The following is a 17,391-nucleotide window of genomic DNA, read 5'->3' as shown; positions in this document are numbered from 1 at the left end:
AACAGATACTGACAGCCGCAGACAGTGGCAGGATCGGGAGAGGGATCGTCGACAGCCCGCGCCAGACCAACCGCACGGACGGGCCTCGGCATAACAGGTTGCCCGCTCGCGTTTCGGGGAGCTGCGTCGCCATGTCAGGCCCGTTGTCATATCGGCCAAGGCCGGGCTCCATGCTGGGCACGCGGCGGGTACCTACATAAATGATAGTATCCGCTTTAATTGTGCCTTCTTGCGATCAAGCGGCGCGACCCTAGGTGCGTGGACAGCGAAACTCCAATCTAGGATATGGCGATGACGTTCAAGGCGCTGCTGGCTGCAAAGACAGGTGATAAGATTTCGACCCGCGTGGTCGAAATGAACGAGCAGGATCTCATGCCCGGCGACGTTACGGTTGCCGTCGATTATTCGACCGTGAACTACAAGGATGCGCTGGCCATTAGCGGGCGCGCAGAGATCATTCGCCAGTTTCCCCTCATTCCCGGTATCGATCTTGCTGGAACGGTAGAGGCATCCTCCTATCCCGGCATCGCCGTCGGAGACCGCGTTGTTGCCAACAGCTGGGGACTGAGCCAGACCCACCATGGCGGTTACACCCAGAAAGCGCGGATCAAAGGCGAGTGGCTCGTGAAGATCCCCGCTCCCTTATCCACGAAGGATGCCATGGCAATCGGCACGGCCGGTTACACCGCGATGCTGTCGGTGCTGGCCCTCGAACATGGCGGAATCACACCGCAGCGTGGTGATATCGTCGTAACCGGCGCCAATGGCGGCGTCGGCTCGATCGCGATCGCTCTCCTCTCCGATCTCGGTTATCGCGTCGTTGCATCAACTGGACGTCTTGAAGAAGCCGATTATCTGCGGAGCCTCGGTGCGGCCGATGTCATCGATCGGCGGACGCTTTCGGAGTCCGGAGCTCCTATCGCGCGCGAGCGTTGGGCTGGCGCTGTCGACTCCGTCGGCAGTCATACGCTGGTGAACGTATTGGCGCAGACGCAGTACCGCGGCGTGGTGACGGCCTGCGGCCTGGCTCAGGGCGTCGATCTTCCCGGAACGGTTCTGCCGTTCATCCTGCGCAACGTCACACTTGCTGGAATCGACTCGGTGAATGCCCCGCAGGAGACCCGAATCGAGGCATGGTCGCGTTTGGCTCGCGACCTGGACCTGAACAAGCTCGCCCGAACGATGCAGGTGGTCGGCCTCGCAGAGATCCCCGACGTGGTGCGCCAAATGTTCGCGGGGAAGGTCCAGGGCCGCACGGTCATCGACGTGAATGCGTAACTACGTTGCAACCCGCTTGGTCATACGTCGACGAGAATCGCACCACGCGGCATCGGAACAAACAATAAGCCCCACTCCCTTGGAGACCATCGGAATGCGTATTCTGCAACAATCAGGCGTTCTCGCGCTCACCTTGGCTGCTGCACTCATGTCCTCCGGGGCTTGGGCGGATTATGCCTCACCTGTCGGCTTGTGGAGAAATGTCGATGACGTCAGCGGCAAGCCGAGAGCGCTTATCCGCATCACGGAGTCGAATGGCACCCTGCAGGGCAAGATTGAGAAAGTGTTCCCCGCCCCGTCCGAAGACCGGAACCCGAAATGTGAAAAATGCGAAGGCACACTCAAGAATGCACCGGTAATCGGTTTGCTAATCCTGAGTGGCCTGAAGAAGGAAGGCGCCGAATATACCGGCGGCCGAATCCTCGATCCGGACAATGGCAAGGTCTATAGCAGCAAAATCCAGCTGACCGACGGCGGCAAGAAGCTCAACGTGCGCGGCTACATTGGCGTGTCAATGCTGGGTCGTTCGCAGATTTGGGAGCGCCAGGAATAAAACGCGTTCTCTCATCTGCTTACGACGCGCATAGGAGCACGGAACATGACTCAATTGAATCAACACGACACTCCACCCTCCGAACAGGACGTTGCAATCATCGTCGGGGGCGGCCCGGGCGTCAGCTCTAGTTGCGCCAGGCTGTTCGCCGAAAACGGCGTGCGCGTCGGCATCGCAGCCAGGAATCCAGAAAAATCGGTCCTGCAGAATCTGGAGAAGACGCACGGCGTGCGCCGATACGCTTGCGATGCTACCGAACCAGCGGCCGTGGAATTGCTGTTCCAGAGCGTAGTTCGAGACCTGGGGGCACCTACGCTTGTCGTCCATAATATCGACGGCCGCGTTCCCGGCATTTTCCGCAAGGGGATTACCGAAGCTGACCCAAGCATGGCGCTCGAGACACTTCGGAACTCAGCGTTCAGCGCGTATTTGGTGGGTCAGCACGCTGCTCGACTCATGCGGGAGAACAGACCAAGTCCCGGGGGAACGAAAGGCACGATCATCTTCACGAACGCAAGCGCGGCGCTCAAAGGCTTCCCCATGAGCGCTGCCTTTGCAATGGCATGTCATGCCAAGTCCGGACTCGCACAAAGCATGGCGAGAGAATTGATGCCGCAGGGTATCCACGTGGCAAATGTGCCGATTGACGCGGCGATTGGCTGGACTCAGGAAGACGGTACCCGGGCGCACCGATTGGCAGGAACGACTGTCGACGACAACATGGCTGATCCGGACCGCATCGCCGAAACCTACCTGCATCTGCATCGTCAGCATCGGTCAACGTGGGCGTTCGAAGTCGTGCTGCGGCCGTGGGTCGAGAAGTGGTGACTGGCGCTCGCGCGGAGCAGACCTGCCTCGCTCCCGAACAGGAGCGTCAGCATCCAGGAAAGGTCGAGAGAAAGAACATCATGAAGGCATCCAGTTCTGTCAGTTACCTTGGATCCGGTAGGCTCTACGTCGATGCGCCGAACCTTTCGATCAGTGTTGGGGGAACTACTTTTGCCTATCGCGACCTGGGCCCTCGCAGCGGCGTGCCGCTAATTCTTTTCAACCATTGGGGCGCAGTTCTGGACAATTCGATCCCCGGATTGTGGATGGCCTCGCCAGCAAGCATCGCGTGATCGCAACCGATTACCGGGGTATCGGTGCGTCGGGCGGAACGGCACCTGTGACGATTGATGAGATGGCGCGGGATGCGATTGCCCTGATCCGCGCGCTGGGCTTCGAGAAGGTCGATCTGCTCGGCTTTTCCCTCGGCGGGTTTGTGGCGCAGGATATCGTGCTGAAGACACCGGACCTCGTGCGAAAACTCATTCTGACCGGCACGGGCCCGGCGGGCGGCGAAGGCATCGAGAAGGTGGGGCCGGTGTCCTGGCCACTCATAATCAAGGGCTTGTTGACGCTGCGAGACCCGAAATTCTACCTGTTTTTCACGTCCACGGCCAATGGCCGCCGAGCCGCAAAAGCCTTTCTGGAACGGCTGAAAGAACGCAAGGCAAACCGGGACAAAGGACCTACGCCCGGCGCCTTCTTGCGGCAGCTCAAGGCGATCACTGCTTGGGGCCGGCAGGCGCCTCAAGATCTCGGAAGCATTCGGATCCCGGTGCTGATCGCGAATGGCGATGACGACATCATGGTGCCGACCGTAAACAGCATCGATATGGCGCGCCGTATCCCGGGCGCGCAACTCGTTATCTACGACGATGCCGGGCATGGCGGGATTTTCCAGTACCACGCCGATTTCGTGCCGAAGGCCCTGTCCTTCCTTGACGCCTGACGCCGCGACGCAATTGGAGAAGACACCATGAAGGCATTCGTTGTCGACAAATACAAAAAGAAAGGCGCTCTGCGCCTGGCCGACGTGCCAGAGCCGGAGTTGCGCGACGATGATGTCCTGGTTCGAGTTCATGCAACTGCGGTGAACCTTCTGGACTCCAAGGTCAGAGACGGAGAATTCAAGCTCATACTGCCGTATCGTCCGCCTTTCATTCTGGGGCACGATGTTGCCGGGATAATCGTCAGGATCGGCCCCAAGGTCAGGCGGTTCAAGGCGGGCGACGAGGTCTATGCACGGCCGCGCGATCATAGGGTCGGAACATTCGCGGAATTCATCGCCATGAACGAAACGGACGTGGCGCTAAAACCCAAGAACATCAGCATGGAAGAAGCCGCTTCCATCCCACTGGTGGGGCTGACCGCCTGGCAGGCGCTGGTTGAGGTGGGCAAGCTGAGACCCGGTCAAAAGGTCTTCATTCAAGCCGGCTCCGGTGGTGTGGGGACTTTTGCCATCCAACTCGCCAAGCATCTCGGCGCGACAGTTGCGACGACCACGAGCACGAAAAATGTCGAGTTGGCAAAAAGTCTCGGCGCAGATGTGGTCATCGACTACAAGACGCAGGATTTCGAGAAGGTTTTGTCGCGCTACGATCTGGTCCTGCACAGCCAGGACACCAAGACGCTTGAAAAATCTCTGCGCGTGCTGAAACCGGGTGGCCTCCTCATCTCGATCTCGGGGCCGCCCGACCCAGAATTCGCCAGGGAATTAGGGTTGAACCTGTTCCTGAAACTAGTGCTGCGCCTGCTGAGCCGGGGTGTACGGAAGAAAGCCAAAAGCCTCGGCATACGCTATTCGTTCCTCTTCATGCGAGCGCAGGGGCAGCAGTTGAGCGAAATCGCTTCCCTGATCGAATCCGACGTGATCCGACCGGTCGTTGACAAAGTTTTCCCGTTTGAGAAGACCGGGGATGCCTTGGCTTACATCGAGACTGGGCGCGCGAAGGGTAAGGTCGTCATCAGAGTCGGGGAATAAGTCTCACCTGTACACGGGCGCACGCGCCGTCCCGGCCAGTCGGGTCAACAGCGACGAAATGCCGTAATCACCGGTGAGCGCAATCCTGGCGTAACATGATCGTGGATTCGGCTGCTATTCGAATGTTGCAGGCGAGCGCGATCGCAAGCCCGGCGCCAGCCGCCGGTCCCGGCAAGGCCGCCATGGTGGGTTTACGCACCGAGACAAGTACGCCGGTCAGGGTTCGCTGGCGTTCCTGCAATCGGGCAACCTTGTCGCTGAATGACATGGCGGTTGCGGCAGAGTTACCGCCCATCCTCACCGGTATCCGTCACCAATTTTCGCGGAATGGCCGCAGTTCCGTAAGAAATGACCAAGCCGATCGGTCCTGACCGTAGAGATGGTACAGTTCGTCGGCGATGGCGGCAGGTTTGATGAAGAATTCATCCGGTTTGTCGCTCATCCTCGCGCGCATCCGGGGCGTGTCAATCACGGCGTCGATGAGGACATAGGCGACGTGCACGCCGAGAGGTCCCATTTCACGTGCGATAGACTCGGTCAAAATACGCTGCGCCGCCTTTGTCGGAGCGAAGCCGGCGAAATTGGCCTTGCCCCGGATCGAAGACGTGTTTCCGGTCACCAGGATTGCGCCCTTGCCTCGATCGATCATGTCAGGAGCCACTTCGCGCGCCAGATACAACAAGCCCATCACGTTGACCTCGAAATTGCCCTTCAGCATCTTCGGGTCGATCTCGCGAAAGCTTCCCCAGCCTCCTCCTACCGCGTTGTGGACGAGAACTTCGGCCGCACCGAACCGGCGCTTCACGTCAGTGACGGCAGCAAGCACCTGACCCTCGTCGGAGACGTCGCAGGTTATCGCGTGCACGTCGGGAAGCGCTTGCGCAAGGCGATTGATGAGCTCCGCCGAACGGGCAAGAGCTATGATGCGGAATCCCCCTGCAGAAAACCGCTTGACGATGGCAGCTCCCGTGCCCGGCCCTACTCCGGTCACGATCGCGACTGGTTTCTCGGTCATTTAACGCTCCCTTCGAACTATCGTCCGGCCGCCTTCGCATGAATTCGCTCGGACTGCGACTGATAGGCGGCAGCCTCAAGCGCGGACACCAGGGCAAGACGAACCGCGACGTTCTTGTGGTAGGGCGTGCCCGCAATGGGATCGCGATTGCCGCTCTCGGTGAGCAGATTGATACGCGGCCCGTTGATCAGGCGCTCTCCGTCCGACGTGGGGTATGCCTGACCGTAGCCGTGCGGCAGCGCCAGCTGTCCATTCCGCATGGCGTCATCGACCTTGCAGCGGACGACGAGCCGTCCGACTATCGACTCGACGGCGACCCAGTCGCCATCCTTCGCGCCCAACTCGTTCAAATCGCTCGAATTGATCAACATGGCGCCATCCGGATCGTCGCGACGCCACGCGGGATCGCGAAATATCTGGTTGGCATTGAACATGCGGCGACCACCGGCCGCCAGCATGAACGGGAAGTCCTTTGGCGCGCCCGCTGCTTGCGGATCGAGACGCGCGAGCCATTCCAGCATCTGCGGGATCACCAGCCGAACCCTGCGATCTGAATGGCTGATCAATGACCAGACTTCGTCATAGTGGTGCCGGGTAACGGCGGTGCCCTGCCGGTTGGCTACGATGGTGTCGAACAGGAGATCGCCGAGCTGATGATCGGCCACCTCGTCCGATGCGCCGATCGCCCGCCGCACCGCTTGCGGCGATCGCTTCGCGCAAGCCAGTGCCGCGCTCCATAAGGGAGCCGCGGCCGCCGTTCCATCCGGAAGCGTCTGCCCCAGCGTATGGTAGAGCACTAGGGCAGGAACTGCGCCGATCGAAGGGTTCTCCGCGATGAACGCACGAAAGGCGGCGGCGAACTCGGCTCGGGAACGCCGCGCCGCCTCGCGCAGGGGCGCGAGCACATTGTCACCTCGTAGAAGCCCCAGGGCGTTGGCAAGCCGCGTGTAGATCTCGGGTTCCGGCAAGGTGCCGGCGAGCGGCGGCAATACACCGGCACGAACGTGAAAATAGTTCGTCGGGAATTCAAAATTGAACAGCGTAAATTCGGTTTTCTCGAACTGTGAGGACGCCGGCAGAACGTAATGCGCGAGCCGCGCGGTTTCGGTCATCGCAACATCGACCACGACGCATAGTTCCAGCGAGCGCAACGCGCGTTCCACCGCCTCGGTATTTGCTGCCGTATTGGCGGGATTGGAACTGTCGATCCAGGCGCAACGCAACCGGTCAGGATGGTCCTTGAGCACCGCTTCGGGGAAAATGTTGGGCGGTAGCAAGCCCCCAATAATCGCGTCGCCGGTCGGCGCGAATGTCTGGTTCGGAGAATTACCCCATAGCGGTTGAAGCCAGCTATGCAACTGGTTGGTACCTTTACGGCCGAAATTGCCGGAAAGCATGATCAAGAGCTTTTCGAGATAGGAGTTCAGCGTCGAGTTGATGCCTTGCTGGATGCCAAGCTCGACCCGAACCACCATGGCCTTCGCCGCTACGATCATCGCGGCGCAACGCTCCAGGTCCGCGATCGAGATATCGGCGGCGGCAGCCCATTCCTCAATAGGGATGTTCAACAGTGCCTGCCGCACTTCCGCGAAACCGATCGTGTGCTCCTCAATGAAGGCATGGTCGATACGGTCGGAACGGACAAGCGTAGCCAGCAGCGCCCCAAGGAAAAACGCGTCCGTGCCCGGACGAACCGCAAGATGCAGATCCGCCATTTCGGCGGTTTCCGTCCGCCGGGGATCAACGACGATCAGCTTGCGTGCGGGATCCTTACGGATTTGATTGAGATGATCGCGCGCATTGGGGAAGCCGTGCGCGATCCAGGGATTTGCACCGATGACAAGCAAGAGATCGCAATGATGTACGTCCTCGGCGGTGTGGCACGTCTGGCTGCCGAACATGTGCCCATTGACCCAGAAGTCGCCGGTTTTCTCCTGCGAAAGCGCGTTGAAGACACTGCGCGAACCCAGCGCGCGCAACAATCCGCTGGCGTAGGCGCCGCCGGCATGATTGCCCTGCCCGCCGCCGCCATAAAGGGCAATACTCTTGCCGCCATATCTGTCGACGATGTCTCGCAGCCGCTCCGCGATCTCCGCGATCGCCACATCCCACTCGATTTCGTCGAAGCCGCCGTCGGCACGACGACGCAGCGGGGTCGTGAGCCGATCCCTGTGATGCGCATAATATGGAATCCGGGTCGCCTTGTTGCACAGATAGCCCTGTGATTTCGGGCTCGAACGGTCGCCCCGCACTTTCTCGAGGCGCCCGTCATTCACCAAGACTTCGATACCGCAATTGATGTAACACAGATTGCAGGCTGTCTTGAGCCACTTGCCGGCCGTCATGGTGACCTCCCTTACGTTATGATTTGTCGCAGCGCCGCTGGGGCTTCCGAGTCCGGCCGCCGGCGGTCATGCGTCCGGCATCGAGAATGCCGTCGGAAAGCTTCCCGGCTCCGACGGCACGCGACAGCACGATCGATCCAACCAAAGTTGCGATAGCGCCTGTCGCGATTTGGCGGGCCTGTTGGGGTGCCTCATCGGGAAGCAGTTCGATCAAGACGTCGATCATCCCCTCCAGTTTGGATGCCAAGGTCAGCCGCTCGTTTCGGCTCGATCGAGCGACGTCGGCAGCCAAGGCTGGAAGCGCGCAACCATGTTTAGTATTGTCGCGATGTCGGGGACTAAGGTAATCGGCGACCAAGGCCTCGAAGCGCTTCCCGTTCGCGTTGTCGTTAGTCAGTTTTTTCCAACGCTCGGTGGTTTGGTCCATTGCAAAAGCGATTGCCTCGCTGACAAGCGCGGCACGTGAATCGAAATGGTTATAGAACCCACCGTGCGTCAAACCCGCGAGCTTCATTAGGTCGACAACACTGAGCCCCTTGGCACCCCTTTGGCGCAAACCGTAGGAGGCATTTTCCACGATCCGAGTGTGGGTTTGACGTCTGTGGTTCTCTCCGTAACGCATCGCCACTCCGTGCAAGCCCAAAGGTGACAGGCTGTACAAACCGTCCCCATCCCCCGAGCAATTCTGGAACCGCGCTCCTTGAAGGCCGCGGCAACATTTCATTGTACTTTATATGACTATCGTCATATAACAACACCTATCAACAGCAGAGTTCGCCATGGCCACTGCTTCCGACCCCGTCGTCACTCTTTCCGCCGCTGGGGACGCCTATGAGACCGGCCGCTCGATGGGCGATTTCGGCGAGGCCACCGCGGAAGCCTATCAATTCACCCAGAAGGACTAGGACGCCTACGCGATGGAGACGCTGACGCGTGCGCGCAAGGCGGTTGAAGGCGGTGCATTCAAGGCCGAGATTGCGCCGATCACGCTGACCGAAAAGGCCGGGCCGCGGATCATCGCCAATGACGAGCACCCGCTCAAGGTCGATCCCGCCAAGATCCCCGGACTGAAAGCCGATTCCGCGCGAACGGCACCATCACGCCGGCCGCCTCCTCTGCCAATGCGGATGGCGCCGCCGGCACCCATTCTGGCACGCTCGCTCGCCGATCGTGATGGACTTCCGGTGCTGGCCAAGATCAAGGGTCACGGCTGAAGCGCTGGCGAGGCAAGAAATCGCAGAAAATCATAGTTTGGCGTGCAAGATTGTACGACCGGTAGCGGGGAGTGCTGCCAACCCACGCCAGCATCTTCTCCAACGCTTATCGTGAAGTTCAGGGCAAGATCATGGGACGGTGCCACCGTACCGAGTCGACGGCTTTCGCTCACCCGGCATCGGCGCTTAGTTGCGCTCAATCAATTTGCTCCCGAGCTGGAATTTTCTCGGCCTATCAAGTAGTTCACGGTCAACAACGGATTGACTGCAGTGCTTTCCAACCCACGATTGAGGTGATAAATTAGTCCTTCTTGGCTTCAAGGGGCGAGCCAAAAATGGCACCCTCTAGCAGAGGCGACCTTAATCGTCCTTCTGTATCCGTGGACAGTAACGGACGCAATCACGTAAGCGCGCCAGTCGAGCTTACATTCACCTTTGGCCCATTCCGCCTTTTCCCGCGACAGCAACTACTCCTTCAAGGCGAAAATCCGGTTCCGCTCGGAAGTCGAGCCTTTGAAATTCTTGTAGCCTTGGTTGAGCACGCCGGCGAAGTCGCCGACAAGGATGAGCTGATTGCCCGCGTGTGGCCTGGCCTCACCGTCGAAGACTCGAATCTCCGGGCCCAAATCAATGCCGTGCGGCGCGCACTCGCGGAGGGCGGGACCAGCGAGAATTACATCGTCACGGTGCCTGGTCGAGGGTATCGCTTCGTTGCGACGGTTGTACGGTTCACGGGCGATGCAGCCCAAGCCTTCCCCGCCGCCCCTCACAAAGGGCACAACTTTCCCGACCGCCTCACCCGACCGATCGGCCGCGCTGATATCGTTGCCATGGTGTGCAGTCGATTGCAGCGAGGCCGCTTCGTCACGATTGTCGGACCGGGCGGAATCGGAAAGACCACGGTTGCTCTGGCGGTCGCCGACCAGCTCATTGCCTCTTACAGAGATGGCGGACGGTTTATCGACCTTGCCCCGCTCAACGACCCTCAGCTTGTGCCAAGCGCGCTCGCTTCTGTGCTTGGCGTTGCCATACGCTCGGAGAATCCATATCCCGCACTAGCTTCCTTTCTGAGGGACAAGCAGATGCTGCTGCTGTTCGACAACTGCGAGCATGTCTTGCTGGCAGCCGCAGCGCTGGCTGAAGAACTGTTGAAAGGGGCACCGGGTGTTCACATCCTTGCCACCAGTCGAGAACCCTTACGCGCCGAAAATGAGCGCGTGCAGCGTCTCCCGCCACTGGAAACCGCTCCTGCCGAGGCAGGACTTACACTTGTGGAAGCGCTTAGCTACCCGGCGGTACAACTCTTTGTCGAGCGTGCGGCAGCGAGCGCTGGCGGATACGAGCTCAAAGATGAAGATGTCCCTATTGTCGCGCAAATCTGCCGTCGACTCGACGGAATCGCTCTGGCGATCGAGCTTGCTGCCTCTCGCGTTGACGCCTTTGGGGTTCGCGGAGTGGCCAGTCGCCTGGACGATCGATTTCATTTGTTGACACGCGGTCGGCGCACCGCCCTGCCACGGCATCAGACGCTTCGTGCGGCGTTCGATTGGAGCTACGAATTACTGTCCGAGATCGAACGCGTCGTTATGCGCCGCCTGGGTATTTTTGTCGGACGCTTTACGATGGAGGCTGCAGCGGCCATCGCTGGAGACGCCAGGATTATCCCCTCCGAGATAGATGGGGTCGTTGCCGACCTCGTCGATAAGTCGCTCGTCATAGCGGATGTGGGAGGCGCGACCGTATATTATCGCCTAACCGATACAGCGCGAGCCTACGCGCTGAAAAGGCTGACTGAGGACGATGAAACGCAAGCTGTGAGGAGGGAACACGCGCTTTACCAACTCGACCGGTTCCGGCAGGCCCATGCCGAGTGGGAGACGCGGCCCACGACCGAATGGTTGTCCGCTCATGCTCCCCAAATCGACGATATTCGCAGTGCGCTTGATTGGGCCTTTTCGCCGAGCGGCGATGTTGGCCTCGGTGTAGAGCTGACAGTGGCGGCGGGGCCCCTTTGGTTCGAGATGTCGCTGATGGAGGAATGTCGCACGCGGGCCGAGCGTGCGCTGACGACGCTCGAGGAAAGCGCAACGAAGGATGACCGCCGCCGGATGCATCTCTATGCCGCGGTAGCCTGGTCGCAGATGTACACAACGGCATCGGTCCGAGATACCGGAGTAGCATGGACGACAACGTTCGAGATCGCCGAAGGGTTGGACGATACTGATTACCGTTTAAGGGCGCTCTGGGGAATGTGGGCTTCGCGAGTTAATCGGGGAAAGTTCGGCGAAGCTCTGGTCCTCGCAAAGCGTTTTTCTTCCGTTGCCGAGAACACGGCGGATATTAATGATCGATTGCTCGGAGACCGATTGACAGGTGCGACGCTGCATTTTCTGGGCAGACAATCGAGTGCGAGACAGCACATTGAGCGAATGCTAGCGAGCTATGTAACTCCAGTCCGCCGATCACATGCGGTGCGCTTCCAATTCGATCAACGGGTGACAGCACGCATCACGCTCGCGCGAGTGCTATGGCTGCAAGGATTTGCGGATCAGGCGTTACGCTGTGTCGAGATTAATGTCAGCGAGGCTCTTTCGATCAATCACAGGCTTTCGCTCTGCAACGCGCTTGCTCAAGCAGCGTGTCCGGTTGCGCTCATGGCTGGCGATCTGTTGGCCGCGGAGCGCTACACAAAGTTGCTGCTCGATCAGACTGCCAGCGATGAGCTTGATATCTGGCGCGCTTACGGGCGCTGCTTCGAAGGAGAACTGAACGTCAAGCGCGGCAATCTCGCTGCTGGATTACAGCAGCTTAAAGCTGGTATCGACGAGCTCCGGCGAGCCAGATTTGTCCAATATCTCACGACCTTCCTGGGCGCGCTGGCCGAGGGGCTGGCGGTCGCCGGAGATGCCTTATTGGCAAAGGCCACGATCGACGAAGCGATCGCACGAAGCGAGCAGAGCGAAGAGCGCTGGTTCAGCCCGGAGCTGTTGCGGATCAAGGGCGTGGTCGGTTTGCAGCAGGATGCTAGTTACGCCGCGGGCAAGGCCGAGGAAGATTTTCTGGAATCGATAGAGTTAGCCCGAACGCAGGAGGCTCTCGCGTGGGAACTGCGCACCACAACTTGCCTGGCGCGACTGCGGCGAGATCAGGGGCGGGCAGGAGACGCACACGAGCTGCTCTCGCCGCTCTATAGCCGCTTCAACGAGGGGTACGAAACCAACGATCTTAAGGCCGCGAAGAGGCTGTTGGATGAACTCTCGGGGCATCCCTAGCGCAGACGGTCCAAAGCAGGCCGTTCACATCCGCCGGGCTGAGATTTCACGAAAATTCACAACGATTCATGGCGAGGTTTCGCACCTCCTTCCGGCTTCTTGCGAGAATTCACAAGTTTTGGTTAGGGTCCTTATCGCGGGAGCGCGCATGATGAATATCGAGCGCTCACTTTCGGATGGATATCGATGCTTGAGAAACCCGCACCAGCAGATGTCCCCGACGCAGCGTTGCTTGAGCCCCTGACGCAGCAGTTTGTCGATGCGACCGCTGACGGCCCGCTGATGCACGACCTATCTTCCGAAGAGACAAGAAGATTTCTTGCGGAGATCCAATCAGGCATCACCGGCAAGCCAGCCGTGCGTTTTGAGGATATGATAGTTCCTACCGGCTCCGCCGGAGCGGTGTCGATTCGCATCGTTCGACCGGAGAGAGCAAGTGAAACGCTGCCTGCATTGGTATATGTCCATGGCGGCTGGACCTTCGGCAGCAAGGAGACGCACGACCGCTTAATCCGCGAAATCGCGGTCGGCGCACAGGTTGCGTTGTTCTTCGTGGATTACGATCGCTCGCCGGAGGCCAAATATCCCGTAGCAATCGAACAAGTCTATGCCGTCACCAAGTACCTGGTAGAACATGCTGGGCATCTAGGAATTGATTCGACGCGCCTGGCCATCGTTGGCGACGGCATCGGCGGCAACATGGCCGCCGCGGTCACTCTCATGGCGAAGGAGCGGCGCGGCCCCAAGATAGACGTGCAAGTGCTGTTCTATCCCGCTGTCAGCTTCATGTTCGACACCGGGTCTTACGCCTCGTTCGCAAATGGTCCGTGGTTGACCAAGCAAGCGATGGAAGGGTTCTGGAACGCCTATCTTCCGGACGTCGCCGCGCGCAAGCATATCACCGCGGCGCCACTCAACGCCTCGATTGATCAACTGACCGGCCTTCCGGACGCGCTGATCATAGTCGCCGAGAACGACATGCTCCGTGATGAGGGTGAGTGCTATGCGCGCAAATTGGCTCGCGCGGGGGTACGTGTCACCTCTACGAGATACAACGGCACCATTCATGATTTCGTCATGCTCAACCCATTGGCCGACACCCCTGCGGCCCGAGGCGCTATTGCGCAGACCAACGCCCTTCTCCGGTCCATTCTTGAATGAAGGAAGCACGCAATGGTTGGTACAACTGCACTCGCCGGCTCATTTGCTTTACCCCGCCTTCCCATGAGCCTGGTTGCCGACAATACGGACCCGCTTGTCTTGATCGTGGACGATGACGAGGAAGTCAGGTCCGCGCTTCGAGAGCTCCTTCTGTCGGTGGGAGTCGACGCATGCTGCTTTGGGTCGACGCAGGAACTGCTGCACGCCGATCTTCCAGAGCGGCCAGGTTGTCTGATCCTCGACGTTCGTATGCCCGGAGCAAGCGGCCTGGATCTCCAGCAGCACCTCGCCCTGAACGGCAGTACGCGACCGATCATTTTCCTTACCGGTCATGGCGACATCGCCATGACCGTCCAGGCGATGAAGGCTGGAGCCGTCGATTTCCTTACAAAGCCCGTCAGAGACCAGACGCTCCTTGATGCGGTCAGGGCCGCGATCGCGAAAGATGCCTCGCAAAGGGCCGCGGCCCGGCTCGTTAAACAGCATGCCGACCGCTATGCAAAGTTGACACCGCGCGAACGCGAAGTTCTGCGCGAAGTGGTCAAGGGCCGCCTCAACAAGCAAATTGCGTTCGATCTCGGTATCAGCGAAATCACCGTCAAGTTGCACCGCGGCAACGTCACCAAAAAGATGCAGGCACCGTCCGTTGGTCAGCTCATTCGCATCTGGGAACTGTTGCCTGCGGGAGTTCGAGAAGGATCACCCTAGACCAAAGGATGGTTACAGACCGGGCCAGCAATGGGCCAGATGCGGGAGTGGCCATCCGGCCACACTAGCGAAGGTCACCTGCTTGTCTAAAGCGCCTGTAGTCGCGATCGTAGATGACGACGAAGCTGTGCGAGAGGCCCTTTCCGACCTCCTTCTGGTGCTGGATCTATCGTGTCGCACTTTCGATCGAGCGGAGACCTTCATGGCGGAATACGTCCCGGGCGGGTTCGATTGCCTGATTACCGATGTGAGCATGCCGGGCCATAGCGGGCTCGACCTGCTCCATCGACTGCGGAGCATCGGCTCCTTAATACCGGTCATCATCGTCACTGCCGACACGAAACCGGCGACCCGATTGCGCGCCATGAGAGGCGGCGCCCAGGCATATCTGACAAAACCGGTAAACAGCGAAGCACTGCTTGGTCATCTGCAGTCCGCCCTGAGATACGTGGACCCTTCCTCTGATGGCAATGGGCGGGGGACGCCTTCCGATGACTAGCCTCATCCACAAAGCCATCGCGGGCGGCCGTGAACGCCCGTTCGCGTCTGCGCCGGGAATGGAATTGTCCGATTGGGCATCTGAAAGCGTGATCGTGCGCAACGCGGATGGTATCATCCAGTACTGGAATGCAGCCTCGGAAACTCTTTATGGATGGCCGGCCATGGCCATGATCGGGCAGAATTTTGCGGCGTTCTGCGCGCCCGGCCCGGACACTGCCGAACAGGTCCGCACACTGCTGCAGGAAGGTCGGTGGGAGGGTGTGGCCCGTAGACGCAGTCCTGATGGAACAGAAGTTGCTGCCGCCGTCAGGCAAATCGTCAGGCGAGACGCGAGCGGCACCCTGCTTGATATCATTGAGTTCGGACGAGACGCCGGCGGACTAGCCCAAGCCGCAACCATGCGCGTGGATGCCGAACTCCAAAGCTACCTGGCCGCCTCCTGGGAGCTTGATACCTCGCCCGCACGCTCTGTGCTCCATGCGATCGGCGAACTCAGAAGCCGTGGCATAATTGACCATCTCGACGAACACCCGAAGTGGGTTGAGAAGCTCCTGACGGCGACCCGCATCACGGCCGTCAACGATCGCGCGGTTCGCATGTTCGGAGCGCATGCCGGTCACGAGCAGATGGTCGGTCAACCCGTCGGCGCGTTCTGGCCGGCAGAAAGTCGCTCAGTCCTTGCCTCCCTGCTAGAAAAAGTAGCGACCGATCGCTCGCCCTTCGAGGTTCGCAAAATGGTCTCGAGCGGAACTATCCGCAGTCCCATCATCAGTGCATGGCATGCCGCGGAGCCGAAGCATCCCGGCACCGTGTTTGTAACGGTCAAGGGTGCAGCAAGTGACGATCGCACGTCCTGGGAACTGCAGGCGAGCGAGGACAGATACCGCAAGCTGATTCAATACCTACCGACCGCGCTCTGGCAGGTCGACTCCCGTCGCGCCGCCGACGCGCTCGAACAGTTGAAGGCAAACGGCGTACGCGATATCGCAACCTATCTCGATCAGAATCCGGACTTGGTTGAACACGCCAAAGACGTCGTGCGCGTAACGGAAGTAAACCGAGATGCGGTTTCGCTGTTTCGCGCCGACAACGCCGCTGATCTGATAAAGTCTGTTCGATACATCTTTGCCGCGGCCCCTGGGCTCGCCGAACGGGTCATGGTTGGGCACTTCGAAGGTCGCCGGAATTTCATCGAAGAAACCAGGATTCGTGCGTTCGACGGTACGGTCGTCGATGTGCTGTTCACGGTCACATATCCGGTGCCGCCCGAGCAACTGGACATGACCTTCATAACCATGCAGGACATCAGCGAGCGGTTGAACGCAGAACAGCAACTTCGAAAACTGCAGGCTGACTTCACGCATGCCGGACGCATCGCAACCCTCGGCGAACTGGTAACCTCGATTGCGCACGAAATTAACCAGCCGCTTACGGCAATCATTACCAACGGCGAGACGAGCCTGAGGTGGCTCGCGCGCGCCGATCAAAACATCGAGAAGGTGACACAACTCACTTCCAGGATCGTATCGAGCGCGCGCCGTGCGGGTGAGATCATTCATCGCATCCGGGGCATGGCGGCGAAAAATAAACCGGAGAAACGTCTCATCGACCTCAATGAGACCGTCGAAGAAGCGCTGCTGTTCATCCGCCACGACATTGACGCGAAGTCGATCGTTCTATCGACAACCCTTGGCGCCGGACTTCCCCGTGTGCTGGGTGACCGGATTCAGTTGCAGCAAGTGATCGTCAACTTGCTGGTCAATAGCGTCCAGGCGATTACCCAGTCGGGGCAGCCAATCCGTCGGATCGACGTCCAGACATCGCTCGATGAAGAGGGTTCGGTCGTCTTTTCCATTTTTGACAATGGACCAGGCATTCCTGCTGCGGACCTGGCGCATGTCTTCGATAGCTTCTTCAGTACCAAGGATGCAGGAATTGGCATTGGCCTGGCTATTTGCCATTCGATCATTACCGCGCACAGCGGCATCATTTCGGGTTCAAATCGTCCAAACGGCGGCGCACATTTTCGCTTCGCGCTTCCGGTGCCACTGCTCACCCCGCCCAATTCCGGCGTTGTCGATTTCCTCGGCCAAGCGCATCAGCCGATCCAGTGAACCTTTGCCGATGAGCTCTTGCTCCATTCTGGCACGGTCGACCCCGACGACGCACATCCCGCGCGTACTATCCCAAGGTACAGGTCAATCTATCTGCTGACCCAGCGGGATCAGACTCGCTGCACGATACCGCCACGCGGCAATCCCTATCACCATTGCGAGCAGACGAGGCAAGATCTCCGCGCCTCGTTGGCCCAGAGATGAATGTGCGGAGTGAGCACATAGCTTCCCAAACGCGAGCACAAGCCCATGAGTAAGCCAATCTTGCACGATCGTTCAGTGGATCAGCCGGTCGCGCGTGAAGCGCACCAGAGCAACATGCCGATTGCCGACGGGCGTCCCCCCGATGCGGAGATGGCACGCGTGCTCGGGACCACGCCATTTCACATGGCTTTGGATGCCTCCGGTAGCGGGATCGCCC

Annotated in this window: 12 protein-coding genes and 3 pseudogenes; 11 read left to right on the top strand and 4 right to left on the bottom strand. The window is 59.5% G+C overall.

The features are described from left to right. The first annotated feature begins 291 nt into the window (after positions 1 to 291). From KJQ96_RS34295 to KJQ96_RS34275, 5 genes and pseudogenes are all read left to right on the top strand, one after another. A complete protein-coding gene (locus KJQ96_RS34295) occupies positions 292 to 1,278 on the top strand; it encodes an MDR family oxidoreductase (RefSeq protein ID WP_213290663.1) in 987 nt (328 codons plus the stop codon). Positions 1,279 to 1,372: 94 nt separating this feature from the next. Then, entirely contained in the window at positions 1,373 to 1,831 is a 459-nt protein-coding gene (locus KJQ96_RS34290) for a DUF2147 domain-containing protein (protein WP_213290662.1), read from the top strand. A 45-nt stretch (positions 1,832 to 1,876) separates the two neighbouring features. Further along, positions 1,877 to 2,659 carry an SDR family oxidoreductase gene (locus tag KJQ96_RS34285; protein WP_213290661.1) on the top strand — a complete coding sequence of 261 codons (783 nt, stop codon included), beginning with the start codon at positions 1,877 to 1,879 and terminating at the stop codon, positions 2,657 to 2,659. A gap of 80 nt (positions 2,660 to 2,739) precedes the next feature. Then, a pseudogene (locus KJQ96_RS34280) lies at positions 2,740 to 3,608 on the top strand (alpha/beta fold hydrolase). Between the two features lie 27 nt (positions 3,609 to 3,635). Continuing rightward, positions 3,636 to 4,640 (top strand): NADP-dependent oxidoreductase, encoded by a 1,005-nt coding sequence (locus KJQ96_RS34275; protein ID WP_213290660.1) that lies wholly within the window; start codon positions 3,636 to 3,638, stop codon positions 4,638 to 4,640. 18 nt (positions 4,641 to 4,658) lie between these two features. Here KJQ96_RS34275 and KJQ96_RS34270 read toward each other — a convergent pair. The 4 genes and pseudogenes from KJQ96_RS34270 to KJQ96_RS34255 all read right to left on the bottom strand — a co-directional run. Continuing rightward, positions 4,659 to 4,908: pseudogene (locus KJQ96_RS34270) on the bottom strand (enoyl-CoA hydratase-related protein); the annotation flags it as partial. Between the two features lie 42 nt (positions 4,909 to 4,950). Continuing rightward, positions 4,951 to 5,655, bottom strand: a complete 705-nt coding sequence (locus KJQ96_RS34265; RefSeq protein WP_213290659.1) for an SDR family NAD(P)-dependent oxidoreductase — start codon at positions 5,653 to 5,655, stop codon at positions 4,951 to 4,953. A gap of 17 nt (positions 5,656 to 5,672) precedes the next feature. Continuing rightward, positions 5,673 to 8,000 carry a molybdopterin-dependent oxidoreductase gene (locus KJQ96_RS34260; RefSeq protein WP_213290658.1) on the bottom strand — a complete coding sequence of 776 codons (2,328 nt, stop codon included), beginning with the start codon at positions 7,998 to 8,000 and terminating at the stop codon, positions 5,673 to 5,675. Positions 8,001 to 8,016: 16 nt separating this feature from the next. Beyond that, complete coding sequence (locus tag KJQ96_RS34255; protein ID WP_213290657.1) at positions 8,017 to 8,622, bottom strand: TetR/AcrR family transcriptional regulator; 606 nt, start codon at positions 8,620 to 8,622, stop codon at positions 8,017 to 8,019. Between the two features lie 202 nt (positions 8,623 to 8,824). Between KJQ96_RS34255 and KJQ96_RS34250 the strand changes: the two are divergent. From KJQ96_RS34250 to KJQ96_RS34225, 6 genes and pseudogenes are all read left to right on the top strand, one after another. Then, positions 8,825 to 9,208, top strand: a pseudogene (locus KJQ96_RS34250) (acetyl-CoA C-acetyltransferase); the annotation flags it as partial. A 341-nt stretch (positions 9,209 to 9,549) separates the two neighbouring features. Further along, a complete protein-coding gene (locus tag KJQ96_RS34245) occupies positions 9,550 to 12,486 on the top strand; it encodes a winged helix-turn-helix domain-containing protein (RefSeq protein WP_256441711.1) in 2,937 nt (978 codons plus the stop codon). 186 nt (positions 12,487 to 12,672) lie between these two features. Beyond that, positions 12,673 to 13,647, top strand: coding sequence for an alpha/beta hydrolase (locus KJQ96_RS34240; RefSeq protein ID WP_213290655.1), 975 nt, complete (start codon positions 12,673 to 12,675; stop codon positions 13,645 to 13,647). Positions 13,648 to 13,659: 12 nt separating this feature from the next. Then, a complete protein-coding gene (locus KJQ96_RS34235; RefSeq protein WP_375293235.1) occupies positions 13,660 to 14,355 on the top strand; it encodes a response regulator transcription factor in 696 nt (231 codons plus the stop codon). Beyond that, entirely contained in the window at positions 14,294 to 14,854 is a 561-nt protein-coding gene (locus KJQ96_RS34230) for a response regulator (protein WP_309142510.1), read from the top strand. Before KJQ96_RS34235 ends, KJQ96_RS34230 begins: the two co-directional genes overlap by 62 nt. Next, complete coding sequence (locus KJQ96_RS34225) at positions 14,847 to 16,970, top strand: ATP-binding protein (protein WP_213290653.1); 2,124 nt, start codon at positions 14,847 to 14,849, stop codon at positions 16,968 to 16,970. The genes KJQ96_RS34230 and KJQ96_RS34225 overlap by 8 nt, the downstream gene beginning before the upstream one ends. Positions 16,971 to 17,391 lie beyond the last annotated feature (421 nt).

It is taken from the genome of Bradyrhizobium sp. sGM-13 (assembly GCF_018398875.1).
GTDB lineage: Bacteria > Pseudomonadota > Alphaproteobacteria > Rhizobiales > Xanthobacteraceae > Bradyrhizobium.
This window is presented reverse-complemented; position numbering and strand designations above follow the sequence as displayed.